At 61.1% G+C, this 23,871-nt stretch carries 19 protein-coding genes; 9 read left to right on the top strand and 10 right to left on the bottom strand.

The genetic code is table 11. The annotated features are described in order from the left end of the window. Position 1: 1 nt before the first annotated feature. The 5 genes from FFM81_RS05440 to FFM81_RS05420 form a co-directional block, all read right to left on the bottom strand. The gene (locus FFM81_RS05440; protein WP_003565696.1) at positions 2-364 is read right to left on the bottom strand and encodes a HepT-like ribonuclease domain-containing protein; all 363 of its coding nucleotides are present in this window, start codon (positions 362-364) and stop codon (positions 2-4) included. After that, positions 361-861, bottom strand: coding sequence for a 2-oxo-4-hydroxy-4-carboxy-5-ureidoimidazoline decarboxylase (gene uraD, locus FFM81_RS05435; protein WP_025416796.1), 501 nt, complete (start codon positions 859-861; stop codon positions 361-363). The genes FFM81_RS05440 and uraD overlap by 4 nt, the downstream gene beginning before the upstream one ends. Further along, on the bottom strand, positions 861-1,784 hold the full coding sequence (gene puuE, locus FFM81_RS05430; RefSeq protein WP_003565700.1) for an allantoinase PuuE: 924 nt from the start codon (positions 1,782-1,784) through the stop codon (positions 861-863). The genes uraD and puuE overlap by 1 nt, the downstream gene beginning before the upstream one ends. A gap of 113 nt (positions 1,785-1,897) precedes the next feature. Continuing rightward, complete coding sequence (locus tag FFM81_RS05425) at positions 1,898-2,605, bottom strand: DUF1045 domain-containing protein (RefSeq protein WP_003565702.1); 708 nt, start codon at positions 2,603-2,605, stop codon at positions 1,898-1,900. A gap of 114 nt (positions 2,606-2,719) precedes the next feature. Then, entirely contained in the window at positions 2,720-3,898 is a 1,179-nt protein-coding gene (locus FFM81_RS05420) for an NAD(P)/FAD-dependent oxidoreductase (RefSeq protein ID WP_037091481.1), read from the bottom strand. Here FFM81_RS05420 and mnmC2 point away from each other — a divergent pair. Then, positions 3,897-4,616, top strand: coding sequence for a tRNA (5-methylaminomethyl-2-thiouridine)(34)-methyltransferase MnmC2 (gene mnmC2 / locus FFM81_RS05415; RefSeq protein WP_003565706.1), 720 nt, complete (start codon positions 3,897-3,899; stop codon positions 4,614-4,616). The genes FFM81_RS05420 and mnmC2 overlap by 2 nt on opposite strands. 36 nt (positions 4,617-4,652) lie before the next feature. On the opposite strand, the gene FFM81_RS05410 is transcribed toward mnmC2, so the two are convergent. Next, the gene (locus FFM81_RS05410; RefSeq protein ID WP_138384946.1) at positions 4,653-8,048 is read right to left on the bottom strand and encodes a response regulator; all 3,396 of its coding nucleotides are present in this window, start codon (positions 8,046-8,048) and stop codon (positions 4,653-4,655) included. A 329-nt stretch (positions 8,049-8,377) separates the two neighbouring features. On the opposite strand from FFM81_RS05410, the gene FFM81_RS05405 reads away from it, so the two are divergent. Further along, a complete protein-coding gene (locus FFM81_RS05405) occupies positions 8,378-8,686 on the top strand; it encodes a hypothetical protein (RefSeq protein WP_003565710.1) in 309 nt (102 codons plus the stop codon). Positions 8,687-8,803: 117 nt separating this feature from the next. Here FFM81_RS05405 and FFM81_RS05400 read toward each other — a convergent pair whose 3' ends face one another. After that, complete coding sequence (locus tag FFM81_RS05400; RefSeq protein ID WP_003565712.1) at positions 8,804-10,189, bottom strand: MFS transporter; 1,386 nt, start codon at positions 10,187-10,189, stop codon at positions 8,804-8,806. 238 nt (positions 10,190-10,427) lie between these two features. Next, positions 10,428-11,375: a dihydrodipicolinate synthase family protein gene (locus FFM81_RS05395; protein ID WP_173883760.1), complete on the bottom strand. Its 948-nt coding sequence runs from the start codon at positions 11,373-11,375 to the stop codon at positions 10,428-10,430. Positions 11,376-11,535: 160 nt separating this feature from the next. Between FFM81_RS05395 and FFM81_RS05390 the strand changes: the two genes are divergently transcribed. From FFM81_RS05390 to FFM81_RS05380, 3 genes are all read left to right on the top strand, one after another. Beyond that, a complete protein-coding gene (locus tag FFM81_RS05390; protein WP_138384945.1) occupies positions 11,536-12,561 on the top strand; it encodes a LacI family DNA-binding transcriptional regulator in 1,026 nt (341 codons plus the stop codon). Positions 12,562-12,580: 19 nt separating this feature from the next. Next, entirely contained in the window at positions 12,581-13,696 is a 1,116-nt protein-coding gene (locus tag FFM81_RS05385) for a DNA alkylation repair protein (protein ID WP_097537187.1), read from the top strand. A gap of 247 nt (positions 13,697-13,943) precedes the next feature. Continuing rightward, positions 13,944-15,635 carry a DEAD/DEAH box helicase gene (locus tag FFM81_RS05380; protein WP_138385013.1) on the top strand — a complete coding sequence of 564 codons (1,692 nt, stop codon included), beginning with the start codon at positions 13,944-13,946 and terminating at the stop codon, positions 15,633-15,635. Positions 15,636-15,684: 49 nt separating this feature from the next. On the opposite strand, the gene FFM81_RS05375 is transcribed toward FFM81_RS05380, so the two are convergent. Beyond that, positions 15,685-16,584: a DMT family transporter gene (locus FFM81_RS05375; RefSeq protein WP_003565722.1), complete on the bottom strand. Its 900-nt coding sequence runs from the start codon at positions 16,582-16,584 to the stop codon at positions 15,685-15,687. A gap of 407 nt (positions 16,585-16,991) precedes the next feature. Here FFM81_RS05375 and FFM81_RS05370 point away from each other — a divergent pair, with 407 nt between their 5' ends. The 4 genes from FFM81_RS05370 to FFM81_RS05355 all read left to right on the top strand — a co-directional run bounded on the left by FFM81_RS05370 (position 16,992) and on the right by FFM81_RS05355 (position 21,940). Further along, positions 16,992-18,401: a circularly permuted type 2 ATP-grasp protein gene (locus tag FFM81_RS05370; protein ID WP_003565724.1), complete on the top strand. Its 1,410-nt coding sequence runs from the start codon at positions 16,992-16,994 to the stop codon at positions 18,399-18,401. After that, positions 18,401-19,342: an alpha-E domain-containing protein gene (locus FFM81_RS05365; protein ID WP_003565726.1), complete on the top strand. Its 942-nt coding sequence runs from the start codon at positions 18,401-18,403 to the stop codon at positions 19,340-19,342. Before FFM81_RS05370 ends, FFM81_RS05365 begins: the two co-directional genes overlap by 1 nt. 12 nt (positions 19,343-19,354) lie before the next feature. Beyond that, positions 19,355-20,179, top strand: coding sequence for a transglutaminase family protein (locus FFM81_RS05360; protein ID WP_138384944.1), 825 nt, complete (start codon positions 19,355-19,357; stop codon positions 20,177-20,179). A gap of 423 nt (positions 20,180-20,602) precedes the next feature. Then, entirely contained in the window at positions 20,603-21,940 is a 1,338-nt protein-coding gene (locus FFM81_RS05355) for a TadE/TadG family type IV pilus assembly protein (protein WP_138384943.1), read from the top strand. Between the two features lie 142 nt (positions 21,941-22,082). Here the strand turns inward: FFM81_RS05355 and araD are convergent, their stop codons facing one another. Continuing rightward, positions 22,083-23,822 (bottom strand): L-arabinonate dehydratase, encoded by a 1,740-nt coding sequence (araD, locus tag FFM81_RS05350; RefSeq protein WP_003565733.1) that lies wholly within the window; start codon positions 23,820-23,822, stop codon positions 22,083-22,085. Positions 23,823-23,871: the final 49 nt, after the last annotated feature.

Raw genomic sequence — 23,871 nt, 5'->3', positions numbered from 1 at the left:
CTCACTCACCTTGGGCATGCCAGTTACGGACGGCATCGATCTCGCGAAGAAGCTCCGGCAGCGTCCGATAGGTCGCCTCCCAGATATCCGCGGGATCGAGATCGAAGACATCGTCGAGGATGCGATTGCCCGTGCCGCAGATCTTCGTCCAAGGCAGGCCGGGATGCTCGGTGGCAAATTCGGGATGCGTCACCAGTAGACGGGATGCCGCAGCACCGATGGTGAAGTGGCAGAAGGCCACGGCCTTGAAAGTGAGCTGGTCCTCGGCGAAAGCCGCCTCATCCATTCCGCCGATGAAGGACAGCGCTTCGGATGCCGCCTTTTGCATGTCATTGAGATAGTCGATGGCACGCCTCTCCTTCATTGCGCCTCCGGCAGCATCGAGGTCAGACGCAGCAGCGCGATCTTTTCGACCTGCGCGGTCGCGGTTGAAAATTCTTCGTCCCGGCCATTGCCGATCCGTGTTTCGAAAGCTTCCAGGATATCCTCCTTGCCGAGTCCTTTGACGGCGATGATGAAGGGAAAGCCATATTTTTCGACATAGGCCGAATTGAGTTCGGTGAAGCGGGCATGCTCGGCGGGGCTCAAGCGGTCGAGACCGGCGCCGGACTGTTCCCTGCGGCTGTCCTCGGTGAGTTCGCCGGATATGGCAAGACGCCCGGCAAGGTCGGGGTGGGCTCGAAGCACACCGAGGCGTTCCTCCCGGCTTGCCGCGCGGAAGACCGCGGCAAGCGCCGCATGCACGCCTGATGCCGTTAGCGGCTCGATCACGCTGCCGGCGTCATAGGCGCGCTCGGCGATGAAAGGCGAATGTTCGAAGACGCCGCCGAAGCGGGAAACGAAATCCTCGCGCGATAGCATCAGATCGCGTCCGGCTGATGGTGCTTGTGCCAGTGCTCGGCAATCTCGATGCGGCGCGGGATCCAGACCTTGTCGTGCTTCAGCACATATTCGATGAAGCGTTTCAGCGCTGCCGCCCGGCCGGGGCGCCCGACGAGACGGCAGTGCAGGCCGATCGACATCATCTTCGGGCTGCCGTCCTTGCCTTCGTCGTAAAGCGTATCGAAGGCGTCCTTGAGATAGGTGAAGAACTGATCGCCGGTGTTGAAACCCTGCGGCGTGGCAAAACGCATGTCGTTGGTTTCCAGCGTATAGGGAATGATCAGGAAAGGCTTCCCGTCGACGCCCTTGACCCAGAAAGGCAGGTCGTCGGCATAGGAATCGGAGGAGTAGAGAAAGCCGCCCTCCTCCTGCACCAGCCGCAGCGTATTGTCGGAAGGCTTGCCCTGATACATGCCATAGGGCCGCTCGCCGGTGAGTTCGGTATGCAGACGCACAGCTTCGAGGATGTGCTTGCGTTCCAGTTCTTCGGGAAAATCCTTGTATTCCAGCCAGCGGTAACCGTGGCTGGCGATTTCCCAACCGGCTTCCTTCATAGCGGCGACCGCCTCGGGATTGCGGGCCATCGCCAGTGTCACGCCATAGACGGTCGCCTGCACCTTGAGACCGGTGAACATCCGCCAGAGCCGCCAGAAACCGGCGCGCGAACCATATTCATAGATCGATTCCATGTTGAGGTTGCGCTGCCCCGGCCAGGCGGCCGCGCCGACGATCTCCGACAGCAGGTTTTCGGAGGCCGGGTCGCCTTCGAGGATGCAGCTTTCGCCGCCCTCCTCGTAGTTGATGACGAATTGCACGGCGATGCGCGCCTCGCCCGGCCATTTCGGATCGGGCGTCTGGCGCCCATAGCCGACCAGATTGCGCGGATAAGTCTCGGATACCATCAAATCACCTTCTGAAAAGACGGAGAACGGTAGCATCCGCAGCCGGAATGTCGAGACGGAAACTGCGCAGCGGAATTTTATCCTTTGTGCGCAATAAGTTAGCTCATCTGAAGTCAAGCGATCTTGCGGGCGCTGACCTTGCCCATGGGATGCAGCGAATGAACCCGGAAAGGTCCGCCGGTGCCTTCCTCGATCATCAGCGCGACATTCGAAACCATGACCGGTTCCCTGAGCACGGGCTCGAAAATCGTCCGCAGCGCCGGCTCGATGCGCGGCATGTCGATCGCGTTGACCGGGCCCGTCACCGGCATATGGAAGCGGAACTCCTCCATAACGTAAGGATTGCCCCAGCGATGCAGGTTTGAGAACTGCGCCGCCGACAAACCATCCGGATCGCTGCGTTCGATGTCGGCCTCGCTGAGCGGCGCGCGGAAACGGTCGAATTCCTGCACGATCACCGAGGCGAGATATTGGATCTGCTCGCAGGGAACGTGCGGCAACAGACTGTAGAAATTGCCGAGCCGGGCGACTTCGAGGCGCGGAATCTGGAAGGGAAGGACCGTTCCGGAAAAACGCATGAGATCGCGCAGGAGTTGCGATTCGGACAGATCCGACGACAGGTGGAACGGTGCCTTCAAAACGCCGTGAAATCCATAGCGTCGCGGCACGGCCGTATGGAAGGCGATCTCATGAATGCCCAGACCACGAACTGCCGGAGGCTCCAGCATATCACCTGAAAATGCGTTTCGGCCAAGCCAATGGGCGGCCATGAGCGATAGCGGGTCGCTCGCCGGAGGCGTGAAGCAAATGGCATAGCGCATGCGATTTCCTCCATCAGGAAAAGCAGCGCCAGTGATTTCAGGCGCTGTCGATGCGCAAGCAAATAGGTGATTTGCATGACAGAATAACGAAACGAAGCTGCAACGAATTCACGTTTAACGTGAAGCCGCCGCGATATGGCCTGATATCGCGAAGCTCTCCGGCAGCAAAAATCCGCAATCTGCATCGCTGGCGATACAAACCGCCGCCTCTGCCAGCCGATGGGCGAGCCCGAAGCTGACCTTGAAGCCGCCGGTCAGTGCGATCAGGCGTTGGTGATCGGGATGGCGGCCGATCATCGGATCGCGGTCGATCGCCTTCGGGCGAAGCCCGGCCCAGCGCTCGACAACAGGCGCGTCGAGAAGGATTGGCACGATGCGGCGCGCCATCTCGATCAGTGTCTCGAGTTGGGCATCGGTCGACGTGGGATCGTCGAAACGGTTCTCGCTGGTGCTGCCGACCGCCACATGCCCGCCCTCGTGCGCAACGACATAGAGCCCGTCGAGAAAGATCGTCGGCAGCGCCGGGTCGAGGTCGGCTTTCAGCAACGCCGCCTGTCCCTTGACCGGCTGGCCGAGCGGTCGCTTCAGCCCCGGCGTCAGGCCCTGCAGCAACGGAAAGGACTGATGGCCGGCAGCCAGGATGCAATGCCCGAACCCAATGCTTTCACCGTTTATCTCGGCCATGCCGCGATCGGGATCAAGGCCGACAACCGATGCATGTTCCAGAATACGCACATGTTTTGCCTGCCTCAGGAAGGCGACGAGCGCCGCAATCAGCAAGCGGGGCGCAACACGACCGGCGAGCGTGTCGTGCACGAAGCCGCTCTCGCCGGCAGAGGGGTCGATCCAGCCGCTGACCGGCGGGCCGTCGAGCACATGCCAGTGGAAGTGGCGGTCGCCGGCTTGCCAATGGCGTTCGGCGTCCTCGCAATGGCCGCGTGCGATTTTGTTGAGATGCGGCTTCGGCAGCGGGATCAGTCGGCCCGAACGGCGATAGCCGGCGGAAAGCCCGGTCGCCGTTTCAAGCATGGCGATTTCGGCTTCGAGCGATACCAATGCATCGAACTGAAACTGCTTCTTCTCGGACCACCGGTCAGGCATATGCGGCATCAGCGCGCCGAGCAGGCCGCCGCTCGCTCCACCGCCGAATCTGCCGGCATCCGCAATCAGGGTATCGATGCCGCGGCGCTCGGCATGAACGGCTGCCCAGAGGCCCATGATGCCGCCGCCGACGATCAGCAGTCCTGAGGATGATTGACCTGAGACCGGCTGAGGATTATCGGCTTTTCCCATGACAGACGTGAACCCCGATCAGATTGGCGCGGGCGCGCCGCAGCCACTCGAATGGCGCGACGGCGATATGCCCTATTCCACCGCCTTTGGCGATCATTTTTACTGCCAGACCGATGGGCGGGTGGAATGCAGCCACGTTTTTCTCGCCGGCAACGGTTTATCCGAACGCTGGAACGGCCGGCATAAATTCGTCATCGGTGAACTCGGCTTCGGCACCGGCCTGAACTTCGCCGAGACCTGGCGGCAATGGAAGCTGCACCGCGCGGCTGGCCAGCATCTGCATTTCATCTCTTTCGAACTCCACCCGATGCGCGGCGAAGAAATCGGCCGGGCGCTCTCGCACTGGCCGGAGATCGATGCCGAGCGCGAGGCGCTAACAGCAGCCTGGCCGCAAACGCCTGCCGATACCGTCTCGCTTGATCTCGACGCCCAGACCAGGCTCAGCGTCGTCTGCGGCCGAGCACTTGACGGCGTTGCAGCCGCAAGGCCCGGCTTCGACGCCTGGTATCTCGACGGTTTTGCCCCATCGCGCAACAGCGACATGTGGTCGGAGGAACTGATGCGCCAGGTCGCCGAAAAGACTGTGACGGGCGGAACCTTCGCCACTTATGCCGCGGCCGGCTTCGTGCGCCGCAATCTCATCGCCGCGGGTTTTGCAGTCGAGCGCCGCCAGGGCTTTGCCGGCAAACGCGAAATGCTCTGCGGCACAAAGCGCTGACGCTCGACACCACCATCGCTGCCGAATTATCCCCAATCAGTAGCTCGTACGCCCCGGCTGCTGTTCGTCCTTGCCGAGCCACTGCCGGATCTTTTCTTCCAGCAATTCCGGGCTGATCGGCTTCGACATATAGTCGTCCATGCCGGCGTCGAGGCAGAGCTCGCGATCGCTTTCGAGCGCATGGGCGGTGACGCCGATGATCGGCACGCGGTGCCCCTGCCCCTTTTCCCGTTCGCGGATCGTCTGGGTCGCCTGATGGCCGTTCATGACGGGCATCGACACGTCCATCATGATGATGCGCGGCGTATGCCGCTCCCAGGCGGCGACCGCCTCCTCGCCATTTGCGACGACGAGGAAGGAAAGGCCGGTTCCCTGCAGGATCTGGTTGAAGACGATCTGGTTGACCTCATTGTCTTCGGCGACCAGCACATCGACGAATTCGGCCGCCCGCTGCTGCGGCGCAGGCGCAGGAGGCGGTACGGGTGCGGCCGCTTGCGCCTGCAACCGGGCAATCTCGGCTTCCGAAGCCTGCTTGACGCGGCTGGCGCGCACCACTTCGACGACGGTATTGCGCAGCACGTTGGCGCGCGCCGGTTTCATCAGATGCGCTTGGCCGTTCAGCGCCGCGAATTCCTTTTCCGTCCCCGAAATATCCATCGACGTCAGGAAAATGATCGGCAGCTCGGCAAAGCGGCGATCGGCACGCAGCCGGCGCGCGACGTCGGCGCCGTTCATATCAGGCATGTGATAGTCGAGCACGACGGCATCGACGGTGATACCGAGATCGGCCGCCGCCTCCAGGATCGCAAGACCTGTGCCGCCCCCCTCGGCGGCAACGCCGTCGAATCCCCAGAGCGAAAGCTGTTCGGTCAAGATGCGCCGGTTCACGTCATTGTCGTCGACGACGAGAATGCGCGCCCCCTGCACGTTGATCGGCAGCGGCTTCGGCTCGAGCCGGGCCGCAGCCACCGCAAACGGCAGGTTGACGGTGAAGACCGAGCCCTTGCCCCATTCACTCTCGACGTTGAGATAACCGCCGAAAAGGTCGACGAGCCCGGCGGTGATCGCCAGCCCGAGGCCCGTTCCCTCATGCCGCCGGGTCGAGGAGGCATCGACCTGCGAGAACTTGTCGAAGACAGATTCGAGCTTTTCACTGGGGATGCCGATACCGGTATCCTCGATGCGAATGCTCGCCATGATCTCGCCGCCCGCAGCCGCCTGGAAGCCGACATCGACGAAGACATGCCCGCGCTCGGTGAACTTGACGGCATTGCCGACGAGATTGGTGACGATCTGGCGAAAACGCCCGGCATCGCCGATCACGGCGGCGGGCAGATCCGGTGCTGCCCGCACCAACAGTTCGATATTCTTCTCGGCGGCATGCGAGGAGAGCAGCGTCGCCACGTCCTCCACCGCTTCGGTGATATCGAAGGCGGCTTTGCGCAGTTTCATCTGCCCGGCATCGATCTTCGAAAAGTCGAGGATGTCGTTGATAATCGTCAGCAGCGCATTGCCCGATTTGACGATGATGTCGACGAAAGTCTTCTGCCGCGTGTCGAGGTTGGTCTTGGCAAGCAGCTCCGCCATGCCAAGCACGCCGTTCATCGGCGTGCGGATCTCGTGGCTCATATTGGCGAGGAATTCGGATTTGGCGCGGTCGGCGGCTTCGGCGCGCGACAAGAGATGGCGCAACTCCTCCTCGCGGCTCTTGAGCTCGGTCACGTCGGTGAATAGCGCTACCCAATGCTGTCCCGCGCTGATCGTCGCATCCATGTTCACCCAGCGCTCGCCGCCGACATGGAAGACGGTGGAAATCGGCAGCCTGGCGGCAATATTGTCGCGCCAGCCCTGCAGGATCTCGGCCGCCGCGTCGTGGAAATCGCCGCGCGCCGCACAGAATTCGAACATGCCGAGCCAGCCCTGCCCGGCTTCGATATAGGCGGGCGGGATCTGCAGGATATTGGCCATTGCCTCGTTGGACATCTTGATGATGCCGTCCTGGACGATGGCAAGACCTTGCGACATCGCATGCGTCGCATCGCGCATCATCTCGCCGACCCGCTCGAGCGCTGCGCGGGTTTCGTGGATTTCCTTTTCCCGCTCGCGCACTGCCGAAATGTCGGCATAGGTGAGCAGGATACGGTCCTTGGAGATGCGGCGGCTGTCGAAGATGACGGATTTGCCGCCCGCCCAACCGAGCTCGATCGGCTCGGGCACTTCGGCCTCGAACAGATGCTTGCGGAAGGAGTAGATCTCCTCCGGCGTCTGCGTGCCGTCGTAACGTCCGAGCTCCAAATTGCGGCGAATGACGTCGATGAAGGGGCGGCCGTCGAAGGGATCGTCGAGCGGCAGCTCCCAGATGCTGTAGAATTCGTCGTTGACGTAGAGAATCTGGTGATCGTTATCGAGGATCAGCACGCCGACCGGCAGCGAACGCAGGATGCTCTCGATATCCCGATGCAGCACTTCTTCCTGCTTGCGCGACGCGATCAGCGCCTTCTCGCGCTCCTTGAGCGCCGAAATATCGGAAAAGGAGCCGACCACATAGGTTCGCCCATCCGTCGTCATGACGCGGTTGACACGTGAGATGACGGGATAGAGGTGGCCGCTCTTGCTCGGCATTTCGCTCTCGATCTCAACCGACGTGCCGTGCTTCAACGCCAGCAGGTTTTCCTGGTAGATCGCTTCACCACCTTCCCGCCCGAACATTTCATATTCGGTCAGTCCCAGGACTTCGGAACGGCTATGGCCGCTGAAGGTGTCGTAATATTTGTTGGCGTAGACCAGGCGATGCCTGTCGTCGCGCACGAAGACTGCAACCGGCAGGTCCTCGAGCACGGTGCGTAGAACGTCCAGTTCGTTGACGCTCTCACCCCAGGCCGAATCGCCGGCGGGCGCAGGTCTTCCACCGTCGCGATAAGCGGCATTGACGACCAGCTGCCGGCCGTCATCGGCAAAGATGCCGATCGGATGATCGAGTTTTTCCAGCGCCGCGCGCAGCTGGGCGAAATCGGCGGCAATTCCGAAATCGTTTACAGTCCGAGAGCTGTCGGCGGTCTCCTTATTGGTAACGGCGCGGCGCTCGCGGGCCTCAAAGATGCCGAGCACATAGATCCGCTCCGGCGATGGCGAGAAGCTTTCGATCTGGATGCGCTCATGGCCGAGGCCCGCGGCATCGAAACAGATGGCGTTTTCCTCGGTGCCGAACACCAGCGCGCGGCGCTCCTTGTCCTCGCGCTCCTCTTCCTCGGGACGGTCGAAGAGTTCGCGGCTGCGCCTGCCGATGAAATCGGAAATCTCGCGGCCGAGGAAATCTGCATAGGCCTCGTTGACGGCGACATAGCGCAGTTCGCTGTTCTTGACATAGGCCGGGGTGTCCAGATCGGCGATCCGGCGGCAAGCCAATTCCAGAATGTCCCCGGCTGATTTCAAGAAATGGTCGCTCCCGCAATGAATGAAATATCAACTACAAAGACTATAAGGCCAAGGCTTTTAACAAGGTTTTAACCATAAATTTCAGCAGGGAAATTTTACGGGCCGGCTCAACACGCAGAAGATACGTCACATTGGCAGCCCGGGCCTCCACGAGACTGAATGAACATTGCCATGACAGGCAATCCCACATGCCGGGCACGCCGGTATCTGTTGAAATCATGACGAAAATTTAATGCGGGAAGCACTTGCGCGGCCATCGCGCCGCCGCGATCCGGGCGGAGTCTGAACCTGGCTTTATGGAAGCCAGTCTAGAAAGGAAATAGCATATGTCCGTTCTTCATAAGACCATGGCGACGGGCCTGATCGCGCTGACCTTTGCCGGCGCCTCGCTCGCCACCGCCACCACCGCCGATGCCCGTCCGCGCGATGCCTTCTGGGGCGGCCTTGCCGCCGGCGTCGTCGGCGGCGCCCTGCTGTCCGAAGCCACCCGCCCCGCCTACCCTGTTTATCCTGCCTACCCCGTTTATCGCCCCTATCCGGTCTACCGGACCTACTACCGGCCGTCCTATTGCCATATCGAATGGCGGCACGACGATTGGGGTAACCCCTATCGCGTCAAAGTTTGCCCGGAATAAATAAAGCCGCCACCGGCGCCGCTTGACCTCCCGGCGGCGCCGGGCCGCCGACTACGACCAATTGATCCGACGGGCATTGACCCGCCAGATCGATGCTTCCGACCAGAACTCCATCTGTTACGGGGAAAGCTCCTCCAGAACCCGGCCTTTGGTTTCTACGGCAAACAACATCGTGACGATGGCGCCGACGATCAGAATGGCGGCGAAGGTCGCGAAGACATACTGGATGCCTAAGGAAGACATCAGCGTGCCCACGATGATCGGTCCGAGCGAAGATCCCAGGCGAAGCCAGGCGCTGCCGGCTCCCGTCCCAATCGCCCTAAGACGGGTGGGATAGATCTCCGCCGAATAGAGATAAAGTGAGAAGGTGACGGTCTGAACGATGGCGTAAGCAAGGCCGCCAAGGATCAGAACCTGCAAGGCGGAAGTTGCTCCGAGCCACGCGAGAGCCAGAAGCGGCAAGGGAGCGAGAAGCAGGGCGCCAGTGTACCAGCGCTTGCGCCCCACCCTGTCGATGAGCAGCGCGCAGATGACGGCGGCGATCACGCCTCCGAGCGAAGTCAAGAACCCATAGAGGATGCTCGTTTGAAGCGGGAGGTTGAAGACCTGACGGTATAGCGTCGGCAGCCAGGTGATCGTCCCATTGGCCACTGTATAGGCCGTGAGCCACATCGCCCAGATGGAGAGCGTCCGCTTCAGGTAAATGCCCTGGAAGAGCTCACGCCAGTCAGACTTGCGATGGGCCGATATCTGCACGCGCTTCGGTTCCGGTAGTTCCCTGCCGGCTGCCTGGGCACTTTCCTCCATGCGGGTAACAATAGCATTTGCTTCTTCGTAGCGGCCGTTTGCGGCTAGCCAACGCGGCGACTCCTTCAGGAACCAGCGCAACGGGATCATGAGGATTGCGGGAACGAGGCCGACGACGAACATCGCCTTCCAGCCGTAAACCGGTACCATGAAGTAGCCGATCAGCCCGGCGCCAACGAGGCCCAGAAGGAACATGACCTCATAGAGGAGAAAGAACTTGCCGCGTCCCTTGGACCCGATCAACTCGTTGATATAGGCGCTGGCGACGGGGACCTCGCCGCCGGTGCCGATTCCTTGGACGAAACGGAAGGCCATCATCATGCCGGCCCCGGCCGCGAACAGGCATGCGACATCCATGCTGACGAAGATCAGGATGGTGAACAAAAGAACCTTCAGCCGGCCGACCTTCTCGGCGAGCCAGCCGAACAGGATCGCACCGATCAATTGTCCCAGATAGCCCATTGACAGGATCATGCCGGTCTGCGCGGGGTTCAGGCCCCACTCGCGTACGAGGACGGGCATGGCATAAGCGATGGCAATGACGGTGTAGCCGTCGAAGAATGTTGCGGCGCCGACAATGTTGCGCGCCCAGAAGACCTCGCGGGTGATGGGAAGGCGCTCCAGACGAGCGCTGATTTCGGCCTGACGATCAGCGACATTCGCCGTGTCAGCCTGCATAGGCTGCATGACATTCATTGGTTCCTCCTTCTCGCCCCGTAGCCTACCACTCTCCCGGCCAGGCGCGCTCCTGCTTGATGGTTACTGCTGCGTGTCGGTTCGTCCTATCAGGGCAATGGGCTCCAGGGCCGCTGACGCCGGTGCCTCACAGACGTTCAAGCTTGCCCGCTGCCGTGCCGGCATCTGCGGGCTCCCATGGGTTCCCTGCTCCCCATCTGAATGCGCCCCTGCGACATGTGCAGGGGCGGCAAATCGGTCACTCGGCAGCCAGGAGTTGGTCAACGCGACCAATACCGGCGGCGCCGAAGGCAGCAAAGATCTCCGCTTCGGCCTTTTCCCCAAGATTTTTCAGCGGCTCGCGGATCGTCGCGTGATCAAGGATACCGCGGTGCACAAGGCCGAGTTTCAAGGCCACGGTGCCTTCCATGTGGGAGCCGCGGTGATAGACGGCACGCGTCACCGGGAGAAGGCGCTCGAAGATCTTGCGCGCTTCGGGATAGTCTTGCGCCTTGCCGGCCTTGATCAGGTCGATCAGCAACTCGGGCGCGATATTGCCATAACCGACGAGCAAGCCGTCGACGTCGAACATGGTCGGCAGCAGCCATTCGTCGTGGCAGCTCAGGACCTGCAGATTTGGATTGGCCTTCTTCAGTTCGGGAATTTCGACGTACCAGCGCTTCATGTTGCGCACGCCGTTCTTGGTGGCAACGACGCCTTCCTGGGTGGCGATTGCCAGCTGCGTATCGAGATCGTAGGACGCCTTGGTGGCATCGGGATACTGGAACAGGATGCACTGGAGGCCAGACTCCTGCCAGATCGCCTTATAACGATCCTGGGGCGCCCCCTTCTGAAAGCCGAAACGCAGCCAGCCGTGGTTGGGATAGACGAGTGCGCCGGTAGCACCTGCGGCTTTGCACTTCTTGGCCTCTTCAGCAGCGACTTTCGTGCCTTCACCGGTAATTCCGGCAATGATCGGTACAGCACCGTCAACCGCATCGACATAAGTGTGAATGAGAGCAAGGCGCTCCTCTTCGGTGAGGAACGTGCCTTCGCCGGCATGGCCGAGGATGACGAGGCTTTTGACGCCCTCTATCGAAACCAGCCATTTGGCGATTTTTGCGTTGGCTTTGTGATCGACTTCGCCATCTCGGATGAAAGCGGTAACGGGGGCCGGGCTCAGCCCGCGCAAATCCATCGGTTGCATCTTGGTCTCCTCCTTATGCGTTCGACGTTCACCACAATCGCCATTAGGATCGTTAGCGGGAACGTTCCCACTATCGTTCTTGAATTCCCTGGAGTCAATGTCTTTTTTGGTGCATCTTCGGAAATGGACGTCGATTGCCGACTCGAACGGAAAAGGTTCAATGAATTCAAAAGCAGATGAGATTTTCGGTCAGCCGCGGATCACCATTCACAGCGTGGCCGCCGCAGCCGGCGTCTCCAAGTCCACTGTTTCCCGCATTCTGGATGAGCGGCTTCCGCGCTCCGACAGCGAAACCGCGCGCCGTGTGCGCAAAGTAGCCGAAGAGCTTGGATATGTCCGGGACGTTTCTGCAGCGAGCCTCCGGCGCGGCAACACCATGACCATCGGAGTGATCGTGCCGAGGCTCACCGACACGGTCATGGCAATGCTTTATGAAGCGCTCGCCAAGGCTTGCAGCCGTACCGGGCGCTTCGCGATCGTCGCCACCACAGACGACAAACCGAAGGCGGACCGGCTGGCGGCCGAGTCTCTTCTGAAACGCGGCGTCGACGGACTGATCCTTTCGACGGCACGGGAAGACGATGACTTTCCGGACGACCTGGCCAAACGCGGCATTCCCTACGTGCTGGCACTACGGACCGATGGCCACAGCCTCTCGTCGGTCGGCGATGACAGGCTGGGCGGCTATCTGGCGGCCCGCCACCTCCTTGATCTCGGCCATCGCAGGATCGGCGTCATTGCCGGCCCATCCTATGCCTCCAGCTCGCGAGGCCGCGTGGAGGGCTTCAAGCAGGCACTGGAAGAAGCGGGGCTGTCTGCGACTCCCGCCTACATCATCCCCTCGACATTCGGCATCGAGTCCGGCGCGGTCGCCGTCGAGACTCTGATGAACCTCAGCCCACGCCCCACCGCTATTTTCACCGTCAACGACAATACCGCCATCGGCGCCTTGTCGGGGCTGACGAAACTTGGCCTTTCCGTGCCGCAGGACATCTCGATCGTCGGTTACAACGACATTCCGATCGTTAGTCACCTCCCCACACCACTCACGACGTTGCGTGTGCCGTTCGAGCAAATTGCCTCAAACGCCCTAGATCTTCTTGCGGGTGACGATTCAGACGACGACCGCATCCGAATATCGGCTCCGACACTCATTCCAAGGAAATCGACAGCGCCGGCACGCTGAAGAATGGAGAGAGGGCAGCATGCCGGAACCGCTCAAGAACCTGTTGCATGAAGCGCTGATCGCCGACATCGCCGATCGCATCGCCGCCAACGCACCCTTCTACGACAGAAGCCGTTTTGTGGCGCTGGCAACCGATGGCCTCGGGGCACTGGAACTGATGGAGCGCTCCGCCTTGATCCGCGACGCCCTGTTCGCCACGCTTCCTGATGATTTTACCGACGCCGCCGCCATCCTGAGGGCGAGCCTGCCCGCCGATGGCAAGCCCGGACTTTCCGGCTGGATGCTGCTGCCGGTCAACCAGTTCATTGCCGCCCACGGCCCCGATCATTTCGATCTCGGCCTCGATCTCCTCAAGGCGCTGACGCCGCATTTCACCGCGGAATTCGGCATCCGGCAATTCATCCATCGCGACCAGCAGCGTGCGCTCGCCACCATCTCCACCTGGGTCGACGATCCCGACTATCATGTGCGCCGGCTGGCAAGCGAGGGAACGCGGCCGCGCCTGCCCTGGGCCATACGCCTGCCGCAGCTGGTGAAGGACCCGGCGCCGATCTTGCCGATCCTGACCGCGCTGATGGATGATCCGGAGGATTATGTGCGCCGCTCGGTCGCCAACAGCCTGAACGATATCGCCAAAGATCATCCGGACCTAGTCGCCGCCTTCATCGCCGACCACATCGTGGGCGCGTCCGCCGAGCGCCGCCGGCTGTTGAAACATGCCTCTCGCACTCTCCTGAAGAAAGGCCATGCGAGGGCGCTTGCCAATTTCGGTTTCGGTGCGGCCGCGTCACTTGCATGCGAGTTGCGCCTCCTCAATGGTGAGGTGATGTTCGGCGAGGGGCTGGATTTCGAAATCCGCGTCACGAATGCCGGCGAGACCGCGCACTCGCTGATGATCGACTATGCCATCCACCACGTGAAGGCCGACGGCTCTCTTTCGCCCAAGGTCTTCAAATGCAAGACGGTTACACTGGCACCCGGGCAGAGCCACGCAATCGAGCGCCGCCACGCCATGCGCCCGATCACGACACGGCGCTATTATCCCGGCGAACACCGCATCGCCATCCTGATCAACGGCGCGGAAAGCGCATCGGAAAGTTTCGTCCTGAGAATGCCCTCGCCCGAACGAAGCTAATGCTTTTTGTGCACTGCACTTGACTTTTCCAGCAAACTAGCCCAAATGCGGCTCAGCTTTCACCCTTCCGGCCGCCGCGTGAGCGTGCCCCTGCTAGAAAATACGAAACGCAGGAAGAAGGGACAAAAGCGCATTTCGATAGAGCGCCGCACTCCCAATGAGCGGCCAGAAGCGCTGGAAAGCTTTTTCCAACTTGCAAGTTCCCACTTCACGCGGGGTTCTTGACGCCAGAATGAAACCGGATCGCATGGTGCGTTCCGGCGCTAGTCATTGTGGCGCCCCGAAAGGTTATGCCTTGACTAATTTTGAATCGCTTGGTGTCTCCAAGCCGATCGTCGCCACCTTGTTCCAGCTCGGCATCGAAACGCCGACGCCGATCCAGGAACAGGCCATTCCCCTCCTGCTTGAAGGCCGCGACCTGATCGGCCTTGCGCAGACCGGCACCGGCAAGACTGCCGCCTTTGGCCTGCCGCTCATCGAAAAGCTGCTCGCCGACGAACGCCGTCCCGACAACCGCACGACGCGGACCCTCATCCTCGCGCCGACCCGCGAGCTGGTGAACCAGATCGCCGAAAACCTGAAGAAGTTTATCCGCAAGTCGCATCTGCGCGTCAACGTCGTCGTCGGCGGCGTCTCGATCAACAAGCAGCAGCTTCAGCTCGAAAAAGGCACCGATGTCCTGGTCGCCACGCCCGGCCGACTACTCGACCTCGTCAACCGTCGTGCGATTACGCTGACGACAGTGCGTTATCTCGTGCTTGACGAAGCCGATCAGATGCTCGACCTCGGCTTCGTGCACGATCTGCGCAAGATCGCCAAGCTGGTGCCGAAAAAGCGCCAGACCATGCTGTTTTCGGCCACCATGCCGAAGTCGATCGCCGATCTCGCCGGCGAGTATCTGGTTGATCCCGTTACGGTCGAAGTCACGCCACCCGGCAAGGCTGCCGACAAGGTCGAGCAGTATGTGCATTTCGTCGGCGGCAAGAACGACAAGACGGAACTGCTCCGCAAGTCGCTGACCGAAAACCCGGACGGCCGCGCCATCGTCTTCCTGCGCACCAAGCACGGTGCCGAGAAGCTGATGAAGCATCTCGAGAATATCGGCTATTCCGTCGCCTCCATCCACGGTAACAAGAGCCAGGGTCAGCGCGAGCGGGCGCTGAAAGCCTTTCGTGATGGCAGCATCAAGACGCTGATTGCCACCGATGTCGCCGCCCGCGGCATCGACATTCCGGCCGTCAGCCACGTCTACAACTACGACCTGCCCGAAGTGCCGGACGCCTATGTCCATCGCATCGGCCGCACGGCGCGCGCCGGCCGCGACGGCATCGCGATTGCGTTCTGCGCTCCTGACGAAGCCAGGCTGCTGCGTGACATCGAGCGCCTGATGGGCATCGACATCACGGTCGCCAGCGGCGAAGCGCCGGCACATATCGGCGCCGCCGGCCCGCGCCGCGCCAACGGCAATGGCAACAACCGCAATCGCGGCAACGGCCAGGGTCGCGGCGCCGAGGGTCGCGGTGGCGAAGGCCGCGGCGGCGAAGGTCGCTCCGAGCATCGCGGCAACCGCCAAGAGCGCCGTCCGCGGCCCGAACGCACGGCTCGCAATGAGGATTTCCGCGGCCAGCGCCGCGGCGAAGCCGCCCCGAATCTCGGCCCCGACAACGATCTGGTTTCGACCTCCGACTTCCGCCCCTCGGCGAAGCCTCAGCGTCCTGCCCATAACGGCCCCAATGGCCACCATGCCAATGGCGAGCCGAGCGGCCATCACCGCGGCAACGGCCGCCATGCCCACGGCCGTCCGGCCCGCAAGCACGGCGAGGACCGCGGCCCGCAACAGGCCCAGGGCGGCGAACCACGCCGCGACGGCAACGGCGGCAATCGCCGTGGCGGCTCCGGCGCCCGCAATGGCGGTGGCCAGCGTCGCGAACGCGCGTGAGTCTCAGTTGACTGAAAATCGGAAAGGCCGGGCATGTCCCGGCCTTTTCTTACGCCTCGGCAGGCCTACGCTCGACTGTCCTACGGTTGGTCAGATAGACGCCCGTCACCACCACCACCGTCCCCAGAATCAAAGGCAGGGTCAGCGGCTCCCCGAAGGCGATGAAAGCTTCGAGCGCCACGGCTGGCGGCATCAGGTAGATGAGCGAAGCGGCGCGAGAGACCTGCCCCCGGCGGATCAGATAAAGCAGCAGCCCGACACCACCCATCGACAGGCCGAAGACCGACCAGACGAGCGCGCCATAGGCCCGCGCGGTACCGTCGAAATACTGGTGTTCGAAGATCAGCGACAGCGGCAAAGTGAGGATCAGTGCGCCGATATATTGCAGCGTCGCGATGGTCCGGAGGTCGCCGGATTGCAGGTGTTTCTTCTGATAGAGCGTGCCGTAGGTGACGGAACCCATGGCGATAAGGTTGATCGCCAGCGGCAGAGCGGCATGGGTGAGATCGGCAGTCGCCGAATCGAACAGCTTCGGCGAAATGGCGATGGCAATGCCGATGAAGCCGAGGCCAAGGCCGAATTTCTGTGTCTGCTGCAACCGCTCGCCGACGAGAAAAGGCGCCGCCATCGCCGTCATCAGCGGCTGCAGCGCGGCGATGATGCCCGATATGCCGGCCGGCACGCCATTGGCGATCGCCCACCAGAGGCCGGCGAGATAAAAACCGTGAAGGAAGAAGCCGGAATAGACGGCACGCAGCGCCGTCGCCCGGCTCTTCGGCCATTGCGCCCGCGCCACCAGGCAAAGCGCCAGGAAAGCGAGCGCCGACAGCCCATAGCGTATTGAAAGAAAGGTGAAGGGCTCGGAATGCAGCGCCGCATATTTCGCCACCACCCAGCCCGTGGACCAGAGTAGGACGAAGAGAGCGGGGGCAAGGCGATCGAGGGACATAAGGCTGCTCGGGAAGAGGAGGTTTCGCCGTGCTGATAGCCGCACCCGGCAGTCGCAGTCAAAGGCGAAGCATTGATGCTTATTTGAAATTTAGCTGATGGGTGGGTACGAGCGACGAGTGGAACCGGCGCGGTTCCTGTGACGAGTGCAGAACGGGCGCGCCGTGTGCCCCCTCCTCGTCACAGGATGTGTGCGGTTCCGCCAGCCTAACCATCGCGACCGACCGAAAAACCATCACCTGCCCACATTTTGCGCAGCCATTGCGGAACAACCACTGCGCCGCACCACTTCAAACGCCCGCATCCTCCCCTTTTCCCGCAACGCAAAATCTTTTCCTCGAACTGCGCATGGTTCTTGCATTGCAATTTGCGTTGTATTCAAATGAACAAAAAAGGGGAGCCGCACCTTTGGCATTTGACGAAATGATTACCGGGGACGAAAGTCCTCGCCCGCCATATGAAAAATATTTTGAGTGGTACAACAGTCAAGACCGGTCGCATCTGATTGCCAAGTCCCGCGATGCGGAGAATATTTTCCGGAAGACCGGCATCACCTTCGCAGTTTACGGCCATGCCGACAGCTCCGAAAAGCTCATTCCTTTCGACATCATTCCCCGCATCATCTCCGCTCGTGAATGGCGCAAGCTTGCCCAGGGCATCGAGCAGCGGGTGATCGCACTCAACGCCTTTCTCGATGATATCTATCATAAGCAGGAGATCATCCGCGCCGGCCGCGTGCCGCGCGAACTGATCGAAAACAACGTTACCTTCATCCCAGAGATGATCGGCTTCCGCCCGCCCGGCGGCGTCTACACCCATATCGTCGGCACCGATATCGTGCGCACCGGCGAGGATCAATTCTACGTGCTGGAGGATAATGCCCGAACGCCTTCCGGCGTCAGCTACATGCTGGAAAACCGGGAAACCATGATGCAGATGTTCCCGGAGCTGTTCCACAAGAACAAGGTGCAGCGCGTCGAGGACTATCCCTATCTCTTGCGCCAGAGCCTCGCTTCGCTCGCGCCTCCCGGCTGCGCCGGCAAGCCGCGCGTCGCGGTGCTCACCCCAGGCATCTACAATTCGGCCTATTACGAGCATTCCTTCCTTGCCGACATGATGGGCGTCGAACTGGTCGAGGGCTCGGATCTGCGCGTGATCGACGGCAAGGTGAAGATGCGCACGACCCGCGGTTACGAGGCGATCGACGTGCTCTATCGCCGCGTCGACGACGATTTCCTCGATCCGCTGACCTTCAGGGCCGATTCGGCGCTCGGCATCCCCGGCATCATGGATGTCTACCGCTCCGGCAATATCACGATCGCCAACGCGCCGGGCACCGGCATTTGCGACGACAAGGCGATCTATTCCTATATGCCGGAGATCGTCGAATTCTACACCGGCAGCAAGGCGCTGCTCGAAAACGTGCCGACCTGGCGCTGTTCGGAACCATCAAGCCTGAAATACGTGCTCGAGCACCTCGAAGAGCTGGTCGTCAAGGAAGTACACGGCTCCGGCGGCTACGGCATGCTTGTGGGACCGACCGCATCGAAGAAGGAGCGCGCCGATTTCGCCGAGAAGCTGAAGGCCAAGCCGAACAACTATATCGCCCAGCCGACGCTGTCGCTCTCCACCGTGCCGATCCTCGTCAACAAGGGCATTGCGCCACGCCATGTCGACCTTCGCCCCTATGTGCTCGTGTCGGACAAGGTTCAGATCATTCCGGGCGGGCTCACCCGCGTCGCGTTGAAGCAGGGCTCGCTGGTGGTCAATTCCAGTCAGGGCGGCGGCACCAAAGACACCTGGGTATTGGAGGACTGATGCTCGGAAGAACTGCAAACGGCCTCTATTGGATGTTCCGCTACATCGAGCGCGCCGAAAATATCGCCCGCCTGGTCGATGCCGGACTGCGCATGTCGCTGACCCGCAGCAGCGCCGGCGACGACAACTGGGATGGCGTGCTGCAAAGTGCCGGCGTGCGCGAGGCCTATGACGAAAGCCATACGAAGCTAACCAATGCCGAGGCAATCGACTATCTGCTGCGCGATCGGGCCAACCCGTCGAGCGTCATGTCCTGCATCGAGTCCGGCCGCAACAACGCCCGCATGGTGCGCACGGCGCTGACGCGGGAAACCTGGGAAGCGACCAACGAATGCTGGATCGACCTGAAGTCGCTGCTCGAAAAGCGCGTGAAGCCGGCCGAAATGCCGGAGGTGATCGACGCCATCAAGCGTCGCGCCGGCCTCATCCGCGGCGCCTTTCATGGCTCGACGCTGCGCAACGAACTCTATAATTTTGCCCGCATCGGCACCTTCATCGAGCGGGCCGACAATACGAGCCGCATCCTTGACGTGAAATATTACGTCCTGCTGCCTTCAGTCTCGGCGGTCGGCTCCTCGCTCGACAACGTCCAGTGGGAATCGATCCTGCGTTCGGTTTCCGCCCACCGTGCCTATAGCTGGGCCTATGACGGCGAATACCGGGCGATGAACATCGCCGACTTCCTGACGCTGAACGTCCAAATGCCGCGCTCGCTTGCCTATTGTTACGAGAAGATCGTCAGTAATCTTGGCTATCTCGCCCAGGATTATGAGGCGCGACTGCCTGCCCACGATACGGCCGATGCGATCCGTACCACACTGCAGACGCGGGCGATCCGCGACATCATGGATCAAGGCCTGCATGAATTCCTCGAGGATTTCGTCTCGCGCAACAATCAGCTCGGCGCCGAAATTTCCGACGGCTACCGGTTCTACGTTTAAGCGGATCAGAACATGAGACTGAAGATCAGCCACCTCACCGAATACCGCTACGACGAACCGGCGCAATTCTCGCTGCAACGGCTGCGGCTAACGCCGCCGACCTCAGCCGTCCAGAAAGTGCTCAGCTGGTCGCTGAACGTCGAGGGCGCTATCCCCGAGGTGGAATATGACGATCAGTATGGCAACCACGTCAATCTGGTCTCGCTGGAAGGCGCCCAGCATGTGACGCGCATTCTGGCCGAAGGCGAGGTCGAGACGGCGGACAATAACGGCGTCACCGGCCCGCATACCGGCTTCTGCCCGCTCTGGCTCTTCCTGCGGGAGACACCGCTGACCAGGAGCGGCAAGCTGGTCAAGGAACTGATCAAGGGCATCGGCGGCGACAACGAGCTCGCCCGCATGCATGCGCTGATGGCGGCAATCCATGAGTCGGTCGCCTATAGACCGGGCACCAGCAACACCGAGACGACGGCCGAACAGGCGCTGGAGAAGAAGAGCGGCGTCTGCCAGGACCATGCCCACATCTTCATTGCCGCCGCCCGCGCCCTTCAGGTGCCGGCCCGTTATGTCTCGGGCTATCTGATGATGGAGGAAAAGGTCGAACAGGCGGCGACCCATGCCTGGGCCGAAGCCCATATTCCCGGCCTCGGCTGGGTCGGTTTCGACCCCGCCAACGAGATCTGCCCGGATGTGCGTTACATCAGGATCGCCTCCGGTCTCTGCTACCGCGACGCCGCCCCGATTTCAGGCATGCGCATCGGCACGCCGGGCGAAACGCTGTCAGTCACCGTAAAGGTCGAGGACGGCGGACAGATGCAAAGCCAGAGCCAGAGCTGACCGGCGGCGGAAGGCGAAGCAGACTGGCGTTTGGCTTCGGGATAGGAGGAATTGCCGAGCCGGCATAGACGGAATAGATTCTGGATTCCAGTGACCTTGTCGGCTGCATGTTCTGCACGTCGATATCCCACTGGGAAAACAAGATTGCTGGCCTCATCAATAAACCTGCCTATTATTTCTATCTTATGTTTCTCAGGGGCGGGTCAAGGATGTCCTCGTTGCGAGAGCTCGATCGCGGAGGCGCCGACATCATCTCGCGCGGAAGCGCCGGAGTCCCGGGCTTCAGCCTCACCCGGAATGCGATTTAATGAGAACGCAACCATACGTGTTTTCGTTTGGTTTATGCTCCCCTGCTAGTGATCCCTTCTAGCTATTTGGTTGCGACGCAGCCACGAACACGGCTACCGGGAAGAGCGGCCTTATATGTTGCATCGTTTTATTTTTGACCGATCCGGTAATTTCGGAATTATGACGGCGCTGCTCGTCATACCCCTGCTAGGTGCTGCGGGTACGGCCATTGATTTTGGCACTGCCCTATCGCTTCGGACCGAATTGTACGCCGCTGCGGACGCCGCCGCGGTGGGATCCATTTCGCAGACTTCAGATGCGGCAACGCAAGCCGCCGCGATGTCAGGCGACGGATCGCTCACGCTCGGAAAATCCGAAGCCCAGAATATCTTCTTTTCGCAGATGTCCAAAAAACAGGGCGACGTTCCCGTTGCTGTCGACATCAGCGTTCAAAAAAAGGGCGCTACTCTCACCTCGACCGTATCCTTTAGCGCCCAGATGCCGACGACATTCATGCAGGTGTTGGGATTTCCGCAGATCCCCGTTTCCGGGACGGCAACAGCGCAGTATGACACCCCGTCCTACATGGATTTCTTCATGCTGTTGGATAACACCCCATCAATGGGTGTTGCGGCCACCACTGACGACATCACCGCCATGAAAAAAGCGACCGCCAATGGCCACGATGGCGGCAAAGATAAAAACTGCGCGTTCGCATGCCACATTGTTTCTGAAAAAGGCGTGGAGGATAAGAAGAGCTACTACAATGTCGCGCGCGAGAACAACGTGACCATTCGTATCGACGTAGTGGCCGCCGCCATCAAAGCCTTGATGGCCAAGGCAAAGGACACGCAGTCCATGCCGAACCAATTCCGGGTCGCCGCATACACGTTCGGCAAGACTGCCCAGGACGCCAAAAACGCGAAGCTCTTCAAGGTTTCCGACCTGGACTATGATCTTGGCGCCGTGGCGGTCGCCACCGACATGATCAATCTTATGAGCATTCCCTTTCAGAACTACTATAACGACCAGCAGACGAGCTTTGACAAAGCGTTGGAAGGTGTTGAAGGCGAAATCAAGGGCACTATCGGCGCGGGCACCAGCAATGCCGACCGCCAGAAGATCGTGTTTTTTGTCGCTGACGGTGTTGGGGATAGCTACAAGCCGGCTGGATGCACCAGCCCCAAGGGAACAAACGGCGGACGCTGCATCGAACCCATTGACACCAATTATTGCAAGAAGCTCAAAGACCGCGGCATCAAAGTCGCCGTCCTCTATACGACCTATTTGCCCTTGCCCGACAACGGCTTTTACAACGATTGGGTAAAGCCTTTCGAGAGCAAGATCGCCACGAAAATGGAAGAGTGCGCCACCCCCGGCTTCTATTTTGCGGTCAGTCCAACCGACGGCATTGAAGAGGCCATGGAGGCCCTGTTCCTGAAGATCGTCAGCGCACCGCGGATAACCAGCTAAGGCAGGTCGCACAAAACCGTGCAGCGTTTTTGCGGCAACGATATCCGGGCGCCATCGGCAGGGATGGCGCCCGGATATTCATTCTTCGGCGATACGTCCCAGATCTCAGGCCGATCGAGAAGCCTTTCGCCGAAATCTCGCTTCAGTGGCTGTCCTTGCCGACCGCGTTTCCGCGACATCCCTTGAGGAAGTCGAGGTCGGCGCCGGTATCGGCGCCTTCGACATGCTGCTGATGCAGGAAGGCATAACCGGATTTCGGCAGGTCATGGTTCGGCTGCCATTCGGCGAGACGCCGCGCCAGTTCCTCGTCGGATATGTCGAGATGCAGGCGACGGTTCGGCACGTCGAGTTCGATCATGTCGCCGTTCTTGACGACCGCCAGAGGCCCGCCGACGGCCGCTTCCGGGGAGGTGTGCAGCACGACGGTGCCATAGGCCGTTCCGGACATGCGGGCGTCTGATATGCGCACCATATCGAGGATGCCCTTCTTCAGCACCTTGGGCGGCAGTCCCATGTTGCCGACTTCGGCCATGCCGGGATAACCCTTCGGCCCACAGTTCTTCATGACCATGATGCAGGTCTCGTCGATGTCGAGATTGTCGTCGTTGATCTTCGCCTTGTAGTCGTCGATGTCCTCGAACACGACTGCCCTGCCCTTATGCACCAGGAGATGCGGCGAGGCAGCCGACGGCTTCAGCACCGCGCCTTTCGGCGCCAGATTGCCACGCAGCACGACGATGCCGCCCGAAGATGTCAGCGCCTTTTCAGCCGGCAGGATGACGTCCTCGTTCCAGTTGACGACGTCCTTGACCTCGTCCCAGACCGTTTCGCCGGAGACCGTCAGCGCATCCTTGTGCAGCAGGCCCGCTTCGCCGAGGCGCTTCAGCACGACAGGCAGGCCGCCGGCATAGAAGAACTCTTCCATCAGGTATTTGCCCGACGGCATCAGGTTGACGATGGTGGGAACATCGCGGCCACAGCGGTCCCAATCGTCGAGCGACAGATCGATGCCGACGCGGCCGGCAATGGCGAGCAGATGGATAACCGCGTTGGTCGATCCGCCGATCGCCGCATTGGTGCGGATGGCGTTCTCGAAAGCCTGTTTCGTCATGATCTCGGAGGGCTTCAGGTCGTCCTTGACCATCTGGACGATGCGACGGCCGGTGAGCTGGGCCATAACCTTGCGGCGGGAATCGACGCCCGGGATCGCGGCATTGCCGGACAGCGCCATGCCGAGCGCTTCGGCCATGGAGGCCATGGTGGAGGCCGTGCCCATGGTGTTGCACGTGCCGGACGAACGGCTCATCGAGGCTTCCGCTTCGAGGAATTCGGCCTGCGTCATCTCGCCGGCCTTCACCATTTCGGAGAACTTCCACAGATGCGTGCCGGAGCCGACGCGTTCGCCGCGGAAATAGCCGTTCAGCATCGGCCCGCCGGTGACGACGATCGACGGCAGGTCGCAGGAAGCGGCGCCCATCAGCAACGACGGCGTGGTCTTGTCGCAGCCGACGAGCAGCACGCAGCCATCCATCGGCTGGCCGCGGATCGCCTCTTCCACCGCCAGCGCGGCGAGGTTGCGGTACATCATCGCGGTCGGGCGGAAGGTGTTTTCCGATGCCGAGAAAACCGGCACCTCGAGCGGGAAGCCGCCGGCCTCCCAGACGCCCGCCTTCACCTTCTCGGCGAGCTCTCTGAGATGACCGTTGCACGGCGTCATATCCGACCAAGTGTTGAGGATGCCGATCACCGGCCGGCCGTCGAACAGGTCGTGCGGATAACCCTGGTTCTTAAGCCAGCCGCGGTGATAGATCACGTCGCGGCTCGTGCCCCCGTACCATTCCTGCGACCTCAGCCTGCGCGGCCATTCGGCTTTCTTTTTCATCGTCTCTGTCCTTCAGCATATTCCCGGACCGCCTCGTACGATCCGGGTC

The organism is Rhizobium hidalgonense (genome assembly GCF_005862185.2).
GTDB lineage: Bacteria > Pseudomonadota > Alphaproteobacteria > Rhizobiales > Rhizobiaceae > Rhizobium > Rhizobium hidalgonense.
This window is presented reverse-complemented; position numbering and strand designations above follow the sequence as displayed.